12 protein-coding genes are annotated in these 14,770 nt (G+C 70.6%); 4 read left to right on the top strand and 8 right to left on the bottom strand.

From position 1 onward, the window contains the following. Positions 1–154: 154 nt before the first annotated feature. From LUU90_RS19575 to fdxA, 3 genes are all read right to left on the bottom strand, one after another. Positions 155–1,462: a citrate synthase gene (locus LUU90_RS19575; protein WP_275005504.1), complete on the bottom strand. Its 1,308-nt coding sequence runs from the start codon at positions 1,460–1,462 to the stop codon at positions 155–157. 113 nt (positions 1,463–1,575) lie between these two features. Then, a complete protein-coding gene (gene dapC / locus LUU90_RS19570) occupies positions 1,576–2,706 on the bottom strand; it encodes a succinyldiaminopimelate transaminase (RefSeq protein WP_275005502.1) in 1,131 nt (376 codons plus the stop codon). 1 nt (position 2,707) lies between these two features. After that, positions 2,708–3,025 carry a ferredoxin gene (gene fdxA, locus LUU90_RS19565; RefSeq protein ID WP_020017584.1) on the bottom strand — a complete coding sequence of 106 codons (318 nt, stop codon included), beginning with the start codon at positions 3,023–3,025 and terminating at the stop codon, positions 2,708–2,710. Between the two features lie 139 nt (positions 3,026–3,164). Between fdxA and LUU90_RS19560 the strand changes: the two genes are divergently transcribed. Continuing rightward, positions 3,165–3,467, top strand: coding sequence for a DUF6725 family protein (locus LUU90_RS19560; RefSeq protein WP_275005501.1), 303 nt, complete (start codon positions 3,165–3,167; stop codon positions 3,465–3,467). Here the strand turns inward: LUU90_RS19560 and LUU90_RS19555 are convergent. Beyond that, positions 3,442–3,639, bottom strand: a complete 198-nt coding sequence (locus LUU90_RS19555) for a ferredoxin (protein WP_275005499.1) — start codon at positions 3,637–3,639, stop codon at positions 3,442–3,444. The two genes, LUU90_RS19560 and LUU90_RS19555, sit on opposite strands and share 26 nt — an antisense overlap. A gap of 161 nt (positions 3,640–3,800) precedes the next feature. Further along, entirely contained in the window at positions 3,801–6,383 is a 2,583-nt protein-coding gene (glgP, locus tag LUU90_RS19550; protein ID WP_275005497.1) for an alpha-glucan family phosphorylase, read from the bottom strand. A gap of 169 nt (positions 6,384–6,552) precedes the next feature. On the opposite strand from glgP, the gene LUU90_RS19545 reads away from it, so the two are divergent. The 3 genes from LUU90_RS19545 (at position 6,553) to LUU90_RS19535 (ending at position 11,980) form a co-directional block, all read left to right on the top strand. Continuing rightward, the gene (locus tag LUU90_RS19545; protein ID WP_275005495.1) at positions 6,553–8,658 is read left to right on the top strand and encodes an alpha-1,4-glucan--maltose-1-phosphate maltosyltransferase; all 2,106 of its coding nucleotides are present in this window, start codon (positions 6,553–6,555) and stop codon (positions 8,656–8,658) included. An 86-nt stretch (positions 8,659–8,744) separates the two neighbouring features. Further along, positions 8,745–10,517 carry a maltose alpha-D-glucosyltransferase gene (gene treS / locus LUU90_RS19540; RefSeq protein ID WP_425596268.1) on the top strand — a complete coding sequence of 591 codons (1,773 nt, stop codon included), beginning with the start codon at positions 8,745–8,747 and terminating at the stop codon, positions 10,515–10,517. Beyond that, complete coding sequence (locus tag LUU90_RS19535) at positions 10,514–11,980, top strand: maltokinase N-terminal cap-like domain-containing protein (RefSeq protein ID WP_275005492.1); 1,467 nt, start codon at positions 10,514–10,516, stop codon at positions 11,978–11,980. Before treS ends, LUU90_RS19535 begins: the two co-directional genes overlap by 4 nt. Here the strand turns inward: LUU90_RS19535 and LUU90_RS19530 are convergent. Genes LUU90_RS19530 through LUU90_RS19520 form a run of 3 tightly spaced genes read right to left on the bottom strand, consistent with a single transcriptional unit; the run spans position 11,970 to position 14,769 of the window. Next, complete coding sequence (locus tag LUU90_RS19530; protein WP_425596263.1) at positions 11,970–13,013, bottom strand: glycoside hydrolase family 113; 1,044 nt, start codon at positions 13,011–13,013, stop codon at positions 11,970–11,972. The genes LUU90_RS19535 and LUU90_RS19530 overlap by 11 nt on opposite strands. Next, complete coding sequence (locus LUU90_RS19525) at positions 13,010–13,843, bottom strand: carbohydrate ABC transporter permease (protein WP_275005490.1); 834 nt, start codon at positions 13,841–13,843, stop codon at positions 13,010–13,012. The genes LUU90_RS19530 and LUU90_RS19525 overlap by 4 nt, the downstream gene beginning before the upstream one ends. Then, positions 13,840–14,769 carry a carbohydrate ABC transporter permease gene (locus LUU90_RS19520; RefSeq protein ID WP_275005489.1) on the bottom strand — a complete coding sequence of 310 codons (930 nt, stop codon included), beginning with the start codon at positions 14,767–14,769 and terminating at the stop codon, positions 13,840–13,842. Before LUU90_RS19520 ends, LUU90_RS19525 begins: the two co-directional genes overlap by 4 nt. Position 14,770: the final 1 nt, after the last annotated feature.

Here is a 14,770-nt window from a genome sequence, read left to right as displayed (position 1 = left end):
CGACAAAACTATCGCCGCCCGGAGCAACGATCCGATCACGCTGGCGCACGCCTCCCACCCGGGCCGGAATGCGCCTACCCAGCAGTTTGGCCCAGAACTCGTGTGAGTTCTGGGCCAAGCTGCTGGGTAGGCGCGAGGGCCTCGCCCCGTGGCGTCAGCGCATGCCGGCCGGGATGAACGGGCGCTCCGTGGCACCCGTGTACACCTGGCGGGGGCGTCCGATCTTCGTCTGCGGGTCCTTCTTCATCTCACGCCACTGGGCGATCCAGCCGGGCATGCGGCCCAGCGCGAACAGCGGCGTGAACATGGCGGGGTCGAAGCCCATGGCCTTGTAGATGAGGCCGGTGTAGAAGTCCACGTTCGGGTAGAGCTTGCGCTCCACGAAGTAGTCGTCCGAGAGGGCGATCTCCTCGAGGCCGCGCGCGATGTCGAGCAGCTCGTCCTTGGCCCCGAGCTTCTCCAGCACCTCGTCGGCGGACTTCTTCACGATCGCGGCGCGCGGGTCGTACGACTTGTACACGCGGTGGCCGAAGCCCATCAGGCGCACGCCGTCCTGCTTGTTCTTGACCTTGTCCATGAAGGTCTCGACGGTCTCGCCGCCCGAACGGATCCGCTCGAGCATGGCCAGCACCGCCTCGTTGGCGCCGCCGTGTGCCGGGCCCGACAGCGCGTTGACGCCCGCGGCCACCGACGCGTACAGGTCAGCGTTGGACGAGCCCACCACACGCACGGTCGACGTGGAGCAGTTCTGCTCGTGGTCCGCGTGCAGGATCAGGAGCTTCTCCAGGGCGTCCACGATCGTCGGGTCGGCCTCGTACGCCTCGTACGGCGTCGCGAACGTCATGCGGAGGAAGTCCTCGACGTACCCGCGCGAGTAGTCCGGGTAGAGCAGCGGCTCGCCCACCCGGCGACGGTGCAGGTAGGACGTGATGGTGCGCGTCTTGGCGAGCAGCAGCACGGTGGCCAGGTCGATCTGCTCGTCGTCGGTGGGGTCCAGCGACTCCGGGTAGAACGTGGAGAGCGCGTTCACCGCGGAGGCGAGCACGGCCATCGGGTGCGCGTTCCGGGGGAAGGTGCCCATGAACGTGCGGAAGTCCTCGTGCACCAGGGTGTGGCGGTTGACCCGCTCGGTGAACGCGTCCAGCTCCGCGGGGCTGGGCAGCTCACCGTAGATGAGGAGGTAGGACACCTCGAGGAAGCCCGCGCCGGCGGCCAGCTGGTCGATCGGGTACCCGCGGTAGCGCAGGATGCCTGCGTCGCCGTCGATATACGTGATCGCTGACTCGCACGACGCCGTGTTCATGAAGCCCGGATCGACCGTGACCAGGCCGGTGTCCTTGAGCAGCGACGACACGACGATGCCGTCATTGCCCTCGCTCGCGGCGACGACAGGCAGGGTGTGAGTGGTTCCGTTGACGGCGAGCTCGACGCGGCTCGAGCCGTCCACCGGTGTGGAGGTCATGTCTTCCTTCCTGAATGGCGCACGAGGGACGCTGCTGTGAAGAAAGCTGTCGGACAGCGTCGACCTGGGGCACGACAGTATCGCGCCCAGCTCTTTTTTTTCCAATCCGTCGGTCAAGCCTCTGTGAGGCGTGACACAGCGTCGGCAATCTGCGCGTCAGTACAGGTCAGTGCGACTCGCGTATGCCTGTCGTCGCCGTACAGATGCCCGGGCGCGGTCAGAATGCCCCGCTGCGCGAACCATTCTGCGACCCGCAGGCCGGATCGGCCGTCCGGCGCCGCCACCCACAGGTACAGGCCGGCCCCTGAATCCTCCACGACGAGCCCCGCCGCCGCGATCGCGGGGGCGAGCGCCCGGCGCCGGGCACCGTAGACCGCACGCTGCGCCGCGACGTGCTCGTCGTCGGACAGCGCCGCCGTCATCGCGGCCTGCACGGGGGCGGGCACGATGAGGCCCAGGTGCTTGCGGGTCTGCGTGAGGTCGGCGACCAGCGCGGCGTCCCCCGCGAGGAAGGCCGCACGATAGCCCGCGATGCTGGACTGCTTCGACAGGGAGTACGCGGCGAGCAGGCCGTCGTGCGAACCGCCGCACACGCGCGGGTCGAGCACGGACGGGACCCTGCCCTCGCCCGTCTCGGGATCCCACGGCGGGTCCCAGACCAGCTCGGCGTAGCACTCGTCGGAGACGACGACGGCGCCGATGGCGCGAGCGGCCTCGACCACGGCACGGAGGGCACCGACGTCCAGCACTCGGCCCGTGGGGTTGCCGGGGCTGTTCACCCAGACCATCCTGACGTCGTCCCGGCCCGCCCAGTCGGCGATGTCGTCCGTCGCGAGCGGCGTGGCGCCCGCCGCGCGGATGCCCGCCAGGTAGGTCGGGTACGCGACCGCCGGGTGCACGACCACGTCGCCGGGCCCGAGGTGGAGCAGCGAGGGCAGCAGGCCCACGAGCTCCTTGGACCCGATGGTCGGCACCACGGCCGCGGGGTCGAGCCCGGGCACGCCCCGGCGCCGGGCGAACCAGTCGGCGACGGCCTGGCGCAGCGCGGGCGTGCCCGCCGTCATCGGGTAGCCCGGCGCGTCGGACGCCGCCTCGAGCGCGTGCCGCACGACCTCGGGCGTCGGGTCCACGGGCGTACCCATGGACAGGTCGACCAGACCGCCCGGGTGGGCCTTCGCGGTCGCCGTGATGCCGGCGATCGAGTCCCAGGGGTAGGGCAGGTCGGACAGGTCGTGCAGACCCACGTCAGGCCTGGGGCGGGAGGGCCGCGATCATCGGGTCGTCCTTCTCGATGACGCCCATCTTCGCGGCACCACCGGGCGAGCCGAGGTCGTCGAAGAACTCGACGTTCGCGCGGTAGTAGTCCTTCCACTCATCGGGGACGTCGTCCTCGTAGTAGATGGCCTCGACCGGGCAGACCGGCTCGCAGGCACCACAGTCCACGCACTCGTCCGGGTGGATGTACAGGGAGCGGCTGCCCTCGTAGATGCAGTCCACGGGACACTCCTCGATGCACGCCCGGTCCTTGACGTCGACGCACGGCTGAGCGATCACGTAGGTCACTTCGAGGGTGTCCTTCCACTTCCGGACTTAAGGATCATGCATGGCGCGTACCGCGGGACGGGTCCTGCGGCGCGATCCTAGTATCTCCCGGGAGACGCCTAGATCCCCACCGGTCTCACGCAGCGGAAAGAGAACTGACGTGACATTCGCTACACCGCCGTCCCCGACAGGTGGCTGGCGCACCCTCCGGCCCGGCACCCGGGTGGTCGTCAGGCGCCGCCTCGCGCCCACCGGTACCGCCGTGTCCGACGGCGGCACGGCGCACCGCTGGACGGATCTGATCGGTTTTGTGGTCGAGGTGTCCGACGCCGGGCTGCGGCTGCGCACCGATCCGGTGCCCGGCCGCGGGGAGCCGGAAGAGGTCACGGTGGCGGCCGCCGACATCGAGGCCGCCAAGCCGATTCCCCCCAGGCCGGTCAGGCGTTCTGGTCCACCCAGATGACGCCGGTCGGGCACATGCTCACTGCTTCCTGCACGGCGTCCGCGAGCTCCGGCCCCGGGCGCTCGTCGAGCAGCACCACCCGGTCGTCCTCGTCCTGCCCGAACACGTCGGGAGCGAGCAGTACGCACTGACCGGCGCCGCAGCAGGCTTCACGGTCCACATTGATCTTCATGAGTCCACTCTCCACACCGCAGGGTCAGTTCACCTAATCGGCCCCGCACCGCGAGCCGTGCGTCGGCCAGGTCGCCGAACCGACAGCCAACGGCCCGTCTCACCCTCGAAGGGCTTTGTCCGTTGCGGATCGGCGACCTGTCCGACAGGTCCGGCGAATCGTCAGGCGTTGGCCACCAGACCAAGTTCCGCGACGCTCGTCAGGTGCGCGTGCCGGGGCACGATCCGCACGGTGTAGCCGAACGGACCGGAGGTGTCCAGGTCGACCTCGCCGCCGAACGCGTGCCGCCCGGCCTCGTACGACTCGGTGAGTGCGAGCGACTCCGCGGTGAACTCGTCGATGACGTCGGCCTCCGTGACCCGGCCGTGCACCACCTGCACGTCCACGTCGTCGGGTGACAGGGAGCCGAGCGAGACGTAGGCGCGCACCGTGAGCCGGTCGCCGACCTGCACCGCCTCACCGATACCCGCGGACTCCACATGGTCCACGCGCACCTGCGGCCAGGAGTCGCGGACGTGGGCCTTCCAGCCCGCCAGATCCTTCGCCGTGGCGAAACCGTCACTCAGGAGCTGCCGGCCGGCCTCGGCGGCCGGCGCGTACAGGCCGTGCACGTACTCGGAGACCATGCGCGTCGCCTGCACCTTCGGGCCCAGCGTGGCGAGCGTGTGCCGCACCATCTCGAGCCAGCGGCCCGGCACGCCGTCGGTCCGGTCGTAGAAGGCGGGCGCCACCTGGGACTCCACCAGGTCGTACAGCGCGGCGGCCTCCAGGTCGTCGCGGCGGTCGGCGTCCTCGACGCCGTCGGCCGTGGGGATGCCCCAGCCGTTCTCGCCGTCGTACCACTCGGCCCACCAGCCGTCCTCGATAGAGAGGTTCAGGCCACCGTTGAGCGCGCTCTTCATGCCGGAGGTCCCGGAGGCCTCCAGCGGGCGCAGCGGGTTGTTCAGCCAGACGTCGCAGCCCGGGTACAGCGACTGCGCCATGCCGATGTCGTAGTTCGGCAGGAACACGATGCGGTGCCGCACCTCGGGGTCGTCGGCGAACCGGACGAGTTGCTGGATGAGCCGCTTGCCGGAGTCGTCGGCCGGGTGCGACTTGCCGGCCACGATCAGCTGCACGGGCCGCTCGGGGTGCAGCAGGAGCGCCTTGAGCCGGTCCTGGTCGCGCAACATGAGCGTGAGCCGCTTGTAGGTGGGCACGCGGCGGGCGAACCCGATGGTCAGCACGTCGGGCGACAGGATGTCGTCGATCCAGCCGAGCTCCGCGGGGGACGCGCCGCGCTCGCGCCATGACTTGCGGACCCGGCGCCGGGCCTCGGCCACGAGCTCACCGCGCATCTCGCCGCGCAGGGCCCACAGCTCGGCGTCGGACACCTTGTTCGGGTCCAGCCAGGCGGACGACGCCTCGGGCGCCGTGATCTGGTCCAGCCCCATCCGCTCCGCCTCCACGGCGGCCAGGCGGGGCGCGACCCAGGTGGGCGAGTGCACGCCGTTGGTCACCGACTTGATCGGCACCTCGCGCGCGTCGAACCCGGGCCACAGGCCCTCGAACATCTGGCGCGAGACCTGACCGTGCAGCAGCGAGACGCCGTTGGCGCGGCCGCCGAGCCGCAGGCCCATCACCGCCATGTTGAACACGGTGGGGTCGCCGCCGTCGTAGTCCTCGGAGCCCAGCGCCAGCACGCTCTCCAACGGCACGCCGTCCATCGCGTTGTCACCGCCGAAGTACGAGCTGACCAGGTCCTTCGGGAACCGGTCGATGCCGGCGGGAACGGGTGTGTGGGTGGTGAAGACCGTGGCGGCGCGCACTGCCTCGTGCGCCTCCCCGACACTCAGGCCGGTCCCGACGAGCTCGCGGATGCGCTCGACACCGAGGAAGCCCGCGTGGCCCTCGTTGGTGTGGTAGACCTCCGGCTCCGGCGCGCCCGTGAGACGCGACCAGGCGCGCAGCGCACGGACGCCGCCCACGCCGAGCAGCAGCTCCTGCTGGAGCCGGTGCTCGCCGCCGCCCCCGTAGAGGCGGTCGGTGACCTTGCGGGCCGCGTCGTCGTTCTCCGGCACGTTCGAGTCGAGCAGCAGCAGCGGCACGCGGCCGACGGCGGCGACCCAGACGTGCGCGTGCAGCGTGCGCCCGCCGGGCAGGTCGAGCGAGATGACGGCGGGCGTGCCGTCCTCCTCCCGCAGCACCGCGAGCGGCAGGCCGTCCGGGTCGAGCAGCGGGTAGGTCTCCACCTGCCACGCGTCGCGGGTGAGCGACTGCCGGAAGTAGCCGGCGCCATAGAGCAGGCCCACGCCGACGATGGGCACGCCCATGTCGGAGGCACTCTTCAGGTGGTCGCCGGCGAGGATGCCGAGCCCGCCCGAGTACTGCGGAAGCACCGAGGTGATGCCGAACTCCGGCGAGAAGTAGGCGATGGCCCGTGGCAGCTCACCGCCCGACGCCGTCTTCTGCCCCTGGTACCACTGGGGGTCCCGCAGGTAGCGGTGGAGGTCCTCCGACGCCGCGCGCACGCGGCCGGTGAACGCCTCGTCGGCGGCGAGCGCCGCGAGGCGGTCGGAGCCGAGCGCGGCGAGCAGCGCGACGGGGTCGCCACGGACGTCGGACCAGAGCTCCGGATCGATGCTCGCGAACAGTTCGCGCGTTGGCGCGTGCCAGGACCAGCGAAGGTTCTGGGCCAGCTCGTCGAGCGCAGCGAGCTGCTCGGGGAGGACCGTGCGGACGGTGAATCTGCGGATCGCTCTCACCGGACGAAGACTACGCACATGTCCGGGTGAGCACACCTCGCCTGGTGGGATGTGCGAACCGGTCTGCACACCGTCCTCACCGCGTCGCTGCGTTGCTCCCCCATGAACAGTTCGGAAACCCGGCGCGCCCGAAAGGCGAGTCCCCCTTATCGGTCGATAGCGTGTTCCGGTGAGCCCGTACACCTCTCCCGGCCGGATCGGCCGCATCCCCGTCCTCGAGGTCTCCCCTGTCGTCGAGGGCGGGCGGTGGCCCGCGAAAGCCGTGGTGGGCGAGGTGGTTCCGATCGAGGCGACGGTCTTTCGCGAGGGGCACGACGCCGTCTCCGCGACGGCGGTGCTCGTCGCGCCGGACGGATCCGACCACTCGTGGGCTCCGATGGTCGACGTCGCCCCCGGGCTGGACCACTTCCGCGGCTTTCTGCAGCCCGACGCCGAGGGCGACTGGTCGTTCCGCGTCGAGGGGTGGTCCGACCCGTACGCGACGTGGGTGCACGACGCCGGGATCAAGATCGCGGCGGGCATCGACACCGACCTGATGCTCGCCGAGGGCGTGCGGCTGTTCGACAGGATCTGCCGTCTGGTGCCGGACGACGCCCTGGTCGCCCGCGGCCGGACCACCCGCGCCGCGCGGGCACTGACCGCCGCCCGGCGCGCCCTGGGCGACGCCACCCGCCCGGCCGAGGCCCGGTTCGCCGTCGCGACGTCCCCCGAGGTGCGGGAGGCGCTGCGCCGTGCGCCCCTGCGCGAGCTCGTCTCCGCGTCTCAGGCCTACCCGCTGCGGGTCTCGCGGCGGCTCGCGCTGACCGGGGCCTGGTACGAGATGTTCCCCCGCTCGGAGGGCGCGTACCAGAAGAAGAACGGCACGTGGGTCTCCGGCACGTTCCGGACGGCGGCGAAGCGGCTGCCCGGTATCGCGGCGATGGGGTTCGACGTCGTCTACCTGACGCCGGTCTCCCCCATCGGCACCACGTTCCGCAAGGGCCGCAACAACACGCTGGACGCCCAGCCGGGCGACCCGGGCAGCCCGTACGCGATCGGGTCGGCCGACGGCGGGCACGACGCGATCCATCCGGACCTGGGCACCGAGAAGGACTTCAAGGCCTTCGTCGCGGCGGCCCGCGCCCAGGGCATGGAGGTGGCCCTGGACATCGCGCTGCAGTGCTCCCCCGACCACCCGTGGGTCACCGAGCATCCCGAGTGGTTCGTGGTGCGTGCGGACGGCTCCATCGCGTACGCGGAGAACCCGCCCAAGAAGTACCAGGACATCTATCCGCTCAGCTTCGACACTGACCCGGACGGCCTGTACGCGGCGGTCCTCGACGTGATCCGCACGTGGATCGACCGGGGCGTCACGCTGTTCCGCGTCGACAACCCGCACACCAAGCCGCTGGACTTCTGGGAGTGGCTGCTGGCGGAGGTGCACGCGACCAACCCGGAGGTCATCTTCCTGTCGGAGGCGTTCACCAAGCCGGCGATGATGCAGACGCTGGCGCGGATCGGCTTCCACCAGTCGTACACCTACTTCACCTGGCGCAACACCAAGGAGGAGGTCGAGGAGTACCTGGCCGAGGTGAGCGGGCCGCAGGGCTCGGTCCTGCGCCCGTCCTTCTGGCCCACCACCCACGACATCCTGCCGCCCTACCTGACCGACGGCGGCGTCGCGGCCTTCGCCGTGCGCGCGGTGCTGGCCGCGACCGGCTCGCCGACCTGGGGCATCTACTCGGGCTACGAGCTCGTGGAGAGCACCCCGCGGCCCGGCGCGGAGGAGCAGATCGACAACGAGAAGTACGAGTACCGGCCGCGGGACTGGGCCGCCGCCGACGAGCACGGGATCGCGCTGCTGCTCGGCAAGCTCAACGAGGTACGTCGCGCGCACCCCGCGCTCCAGCAGCTCCGCAACCTGACCATTCACCCCACGTCGAACGGCCAGGTGGTCGCGTACTCGCGCCGGATCTCCGCCGATCACGTTTCGCGCGCGACAGCGACGCCGCAGGGCCGCACCATGAGAGCAGGGGGTAACGATCGGCGTGCCCCGCGGCACGACGACGTGATCGTGGTTGTGCTGAACCTGGACCCGCGGAACGCACAGGAGTCTGTAGTGCACCTGGACCTTTCCGCCCTCGGACTCAGCGCTCCCGAGGGCGACGAGAACGCCCCGTTCTTCGTGGCACACGACCTGTTGTCCGGCGAGACCTACGGCTGGGGAGCTCATCCCTGGGTCCGTCTCGACCCGCAGGTCCGAGTGGCCCACGTCCTGCAGGTGGGGCCGGCATGACAACCTTCGGACCGGGTGGCCCCGCCGTCGGGCCACCGGAGGGTTATCCACAGTCGGCCGAGGGCGCACCGCCCGAGCGGCCCAGCATGCCCAACCCGCCGTCGGTGCCCGTACCCGTCCAGGCGTTGCCGCCGCGACGGCAGCCGCGCCTCGACGCCCGGCGCAAGGGCCTGTCGCACGACCCCGAGTGGTACAAGAAGGCGGTCTTCTACGAGGTCATGATCCGGTCGTTCTCCGACTCCGCGGACAACGGCTCGGGCGACCTGCGTGGCCTCGTGGAGCGGCTCGACTACCTGGAGTGGCTCGGCGTCGACTGCCTGTGGCTGCCGCCGTTCTTCCCGTCGCCGCTGCGCGACGGCGGGTACGACGTCGCCGACTTCACGGCGGTCTCACCGCAGTACGGCACCATCTCGGACTTCAGCGACCTGGTCGCCGCCGCGCACGAGCGCGGCATCCGCGTGGTGATCGACCTCGTCATGAACCACACCAGTGACGCGCACCCGTGGTTCCAGGCGTCGCGTGCCGACCCGGACGGCCCGTACGGCGACTTCTACGTGTGGAGCGACGACCCCACACGGTACGAGGGCGCACGCATCATCTTCGTGGACACGGAGACCTCGAACTGGACGTTCGACCCCGTGCGGCGACAGTACTTCTGGCACCGGTTCTTCAGCCACCAGCCCGACCTGAACTTCGAGAACCCGCGCGTGGTCGAGGCGATGCTCGACGTGGCGCGGTTCTGGCTGCAGCTCGGCGTGGACGGCTTCCGCCTGGACGCCGTGCCGTACCTGTTCGAGGCCGAGGGCACCAACTGCGAGAACCTGCCCGAGACGCACGGGTTCCTGCGCACGGTGCGACGCATGGTGGACACGGAGTTCCCCGGTCGCATCCTGCTGGCCGAGGCCAACCAGTGGCCGTCGGACGTGGTCGAGTACTTCGGCACGGACGAGGAGCCCGAGTGCCACATGTGCTTCCACTTCCCCGTGATGCCGCGCATCTTCTACGCGATCCGTGACCAGCGGGCCCGCCAGCTGCTGGAGATCCTCGCGGACACGCCGGCCATCCCGGCGGCCGGCCAGTGGAGCACGTTCCTGCGCAACCACGACGAGCTCACCCTGGAGATGGTCTCCACGGAGGAGCGCGCCAGCATGTACGGCTGGTACGCCCCCGATCCGAGGATGCGCGCGAACGTGGGCATCCGACGGCGGCTCGCGCCGCTGCTGGACAACGCCCGCAAGGAGATCGAGCTGGCCAACGCTCTGCTGCTCTCGCTGCCCGGCACCCCGTGCCTCTACTACGGCGACGAGATCGGGATGGGCGACAACATCTGGCTGCCCGACCGGGACGCCGTCCGCACCCCCATGCAGTGGACACCGGACCGCAACGCCGGCTTCTCCACCGCCGACCCGGGCAAGCTCTACCTGCCGCTCGTCCAGTCCCTGGTGCACCACTACCAGCACACCAACGTGGAGGCGCAGCTCGCGCAGCCCACGTCGCTGCTGCACTGGATGCACAACATGCTGGCGTTCCGGCGGCTGCACCCCACGTTCGGGACGGGCGACTTCACCGCGCTCGACTGCAACGACGAGTCGATCATCGCGTTCACCCGGTCCTCCGCCGAGGAGACCCTCCTGGTGGCCGCGAACCTGTCCGCCACCGCGCGGTCGTCCACCGTCAAGCTGCCCGGCTATGCCGGCTGGACGCTCACCGACGTGTTCGGCGGTGCCGGCTTCCCGAGCGTCGGCGACGACGGGATCCTGACGATGACGTGGGGGGCGCGCGACTTCTACTGGCTGGTGCTGGCTCCGCCGGCACGGACAGGGGCCGGGGACACGACCGAGCAGGCACGAGAGGGGTGAGCCCGGCGCAACGCGTCCATGTCTCCCCAGGAGCCGCGCACCTCCGCCCGGAGGTGCTGCGGCTCCTGGACACGTGGCTGCCCGGACAGCGCTGGTACCCGGTGCCCGCCGAGGGCGTGACGCACGAGCCGTGGCTCACCGTCACCTTCCCGGGTGTCGCCGACGTCGTCGTCGCGCTGCTGCGGCTGGTTGGCCCCGGCCTGGCCGCCGGCGACGAGTCGCTGGTGATCCAGGTGCCGCTGGTCCTGACCCCCACCGCCGAGCCGGAGGCCGACACGGCCGAGACCGAGGCGGCGGGTCTGATCGGCACGGTGGCGACGGCGTCGGGCATGGTCACCGTGCACGACGGCGGTGCGCACCCCGCCGCCTGGCACGCCTACCTCGCCTCCGCCCGCCCCGAGGCGTGCGATCCCGAGGGCTGCGTCGAGCTGGCCGGGGCGCGGCGCATCTCCGGGGAGCAGTCGAACACCTCGGTACTGCTCCCGGCCATGGCCCACGACGCGGGACGCGGCGGGATGCTCAAGATCCTGCGGACCGTCGCGCTCGGCCCGCATCCGGACGTCGTGATCCCGGCGGCCCTGACCGGGGCCGGCTGGGACGGTGTGCCGCGGTTCCTGGGCGCCGTGGAGCTGCCCGTCCCCGAGGGCGTGGCCGGCGCGCAGGAGTCCGACGCGCCGCTCGCCCACCTCGCCGTGCTCTCCGAGCTGGTCACCGACGCCACCGACGGGTTCGAGCTGGCCTGCTCGTACGCGGCGCGCGACGAGGACTTCGGCGAGCGGGCCGCGGAGCTCGGCGCCGTCGTCGCGCACCTGCACGTGGTGCTCCGGCGGGCGCTCGGCGAGGGCCCCGGGCTGGAGCCCGCAGGGTTCATGGGCGTGTTGCGCCGGCGCGCCGCCGAGGCGTTCGCCGATGTGCCGGACCTGGCGCCGCAGCGCGCCGGCGTCACCGCGCTCTTCGACGCGGTGAGCGCGCGTCTGGCCGTCGCCGTCGAGCGGACCGGGGGCGTCGTGCCGCTCCAGCCGATCCACGGTGACCTGCACCTAGGCCAGGCCCTGCACTCGTCGAGCGGCTGGAAGGTGCTCGACTTCGAGGGCGAGCCGCAGCGTCCGGTGTCCGAGCGGGTGGCCCCCGACCTGCCGCTGCGCGACGTCGCCGGGATGCTGCGCTCGCTCGACTACGCGGCCGCCGTCGGGCAGACGACCGACCCGCACTGGGCGGCGCACGCCCAGGTCAGCTTTCTCGAGGGTTACCGGCAGGCCAGCGGGGACGCGCACGAGGGCACGGTGCACGCGGTCGCGGACGCCGCGACGTCGGGCAGCGAGCTCGACGTCGCCACCGCCGAGCTGCTGCTCCGTGCCCTCGTGGTGGACAAGGCGCTCTACGAGGTGGTCTACGAGTTCCGGCACCGGCCCGCGTGGATGCACATCCCGCTGGCCGCCGTCGAACGCGTGCTCAGCTCCTGAGCGCCAGCCACCGGTACTCGGCGGCGACCACCTCGGCGGCGGGCTTGGCGTAGACGCAGTAGTCGTCGTTGTCGGCGGCGTCCTCCGGCGCGTACAGCCGTGCCGGCCAGTCCCACAGCACGTAGCCCTGCACCCACGGCCGCCGTCCGCACTCCGTGAACATCTCGCGGTACCAGGCTGCCTGCTCCGCGCCGCTCGGGGCGCCGGGCAGCGACCAGTCGTTGGGCCGTGCGGCCGACCCGGTCCTGGACGGACAGCCCGACTCGAGGAAAACGAACGGCTTGCCCTCACGGGCCACGACCGCCTCGATCCGGTCGAGCTGAGCGTCCCAGGAGCCGCTCGGGTAGTAGCCCGACGCCCCGATGACGTCGACCGCGTCCCACCAGGTGACGCGGTCCTCCTGGTACTTGTCGCAGTTGTAGGTGACGAGGCCGCCGTAGACCTCGCGCACCGCGGCGACGAGCGCGCGCCAGTGCCGTTCCTGGCCGTCGGACTGCACCATCTCGCAGCCCACGCACAGCATCTCGACTCCCTCCTCGGCGGCGATCCGCGCGTGGTGCACCACGAACTCGGTGTAGCTCGCGAACCAGTCCGCCCAGCTCGGTTCCCCGGGAACCGGCGGGTCGAGGAACGAGACGTACGCACGCCAGGTCCCGTCCGCGACGTTGACCACCGGCTTGAGCATGACCTTCCAGCCGCGGGCCTTCGCCGCCCGGATCGTGCCGCGCACCTCGTCGTCGGTCACCGTCGGTTCCTCCCGCCACCGCACCCGGGTGGACTGCGCGGTGTCCTGGAGTGCGGCGAACGTGACGCCCACCCAGGTGACACCGCCCAGCTCGGCGAGCGCGTCGAGGGAGCCGGCCGCCTCGGGAGCGGCCCATGTGCCGCGCTCCCCCACCCAGCCCCACGTCATGCCGAGCACGGGGCCGCCGGGAAGGGGCACCACCGGGGCTCCGCCCTCGGGTGCGCTCCCCGGGAGGCTCGTCCGGTCGCTCGTGCGGTCGCTCATGTGGTCGCTCATGTGGTCGTTCATTTGGTCGCTCCCTGGGTCAGGCCGCTGTAGATGAACCGCTGCAGGAACAGGAACGCGGCGAGCGTCGGGACGATGACGAGCACCGTGCCTGCCGCGATGACCTCCCACTGCGCCCCGAACGGCCCCTGGAACCGGAACAGCGACGTGGAGATCACGGCGAGCTCCTGTTTCGGCATGTAGAGGAACGGGATGTAGAACTCGTTGTAGATCGCTATGCCCTTGATGATCACCACCGTCGCGATGGCGGGCTTGAGCAGCGGGAAGATGATGCGCGCGAAGATGCTCAGCCGGTTCGCGCCGTCGAGCATCGCCGCCTCGTCGAGCGACCTCGGGATCGACTGCATGAACTGCCAGAAGATGTAGATCGACACGATGTCGGTGCCCATGAACAGCACGATCGCCGCGCCCCGGGTGTTGAACAGGCCCAGGCTGTTGATGATCTGGAAGGTCGCCACCTGGGTCGTCACGGCCGGCACGAGGGTGGCTATCAGGAACAGCGCCACGACCGGCTTCTTGCCGCGGAAGTCGAACCGGTCGAGCGCGTACGCCGCCATCGTGCCGATGATGACGGTGCCCACCAGCGACACCACCAGGATGATCGACGTGTTCACGAAGCCCTGCAGCATGCCGCCGCGCGTGAACGCGGTGACGAAGTTGCCGAGGTAGGCCCAGCTCTCCGGCGGCGACAGCGGGGCGCTGGTGGCGAACTCCTGCGTGGGCTTGAAGGCCGCCATGCCGATCACCACCAGCGGCAGCACCGCCACGGCGGACGCCACGAACAGGCTTGCGTACTTGAGCACGATGCCCACGGGTCCGAGCAGGGCTCTCATGTCAGGTCCACCTTCTCGTCGGGCACGAACCGGCGCTGGATCCAGGTGATCACCAGCACGATGGCGAGCAGGACCACACCCATCGCCGACGCCAGGCCGAAGTTGTGGTGGGTGAACGCCGCCTGCACGGTCTGGATCACGAAGGTCGCCGACCCGTTGGCGCCGCCGGTCATGATGTACGGGATCTCGAAGACGGACAGGGAGCCGCTCACGGCGAGGATGGCCGACAGGCCCACGATCTTCTTGATCCCCGGCAGGATGATGTAGCGGAACTTGTGCCAGCTCGTGGCTCCGTCCAGCTCCGCCGCCTCGTACAGCTCGGTCGGGATGGACTGGATAGCACCGAGGAACAGGACGAAGTTCAGGCCCATGAACCGCCACACCGAGGTGGCGGCGAGCGACACGTTGATCACCGACGGGTCACCGAGCCACTGCACCGGCGCGTCGACGCCGACCAGGGCCAGCAGTGCGTCGAGCGTGCCGCCCGGCCGGAAGAAGTAGAGGAACACCAGGCCGATCGCCACCCCGTTGATCAGGTACGGGAAGAAGATCAGGCCCTTGAAGACGTTGCGGAACCGGGTGTTGAACGACAGCACGGTGGCGAAGTACAGCGCGAGCACCAGCTGCACCGCCGCGCCGGCCAGGTAGTACAGGCTCACGAGGAACACCTGGAAGTACGCGGGGTCGCCGAAGATCCGGGCGTAGTTGGCCAGGCCCACCGGGTTCATCACCGGGTCGAGACCGTCCCAGTCGGTGAAGCTGTACCAGACCATGTTCGCCACCGGCACGTACGTGAACGTCACCAGCAGTGCCACCGGCACCAGCAGGAACAGCCACGGGGTGGCACGCCACCCCTGATGCGATCGCGCCCCGCCCGACGGCGCCACGAGAGGCACCGTCGGGCGTGCGGTTGTCGTCGCGACCATG

The sequence above is a fragment of the Promicromonospora iranensis genome (genome assembly GCF_028994775.1).
Classification (GTDB): domain Bacteria; phylum Actinomycetota; class Actinomycetes; order Actinomycetales; family Cellulomonadaceae; genus Promicromonospora; species Promicromonospora iranensis_A.
This window is presented reverse-complemented; position numbering and strand designations above follow the sequence as displayed.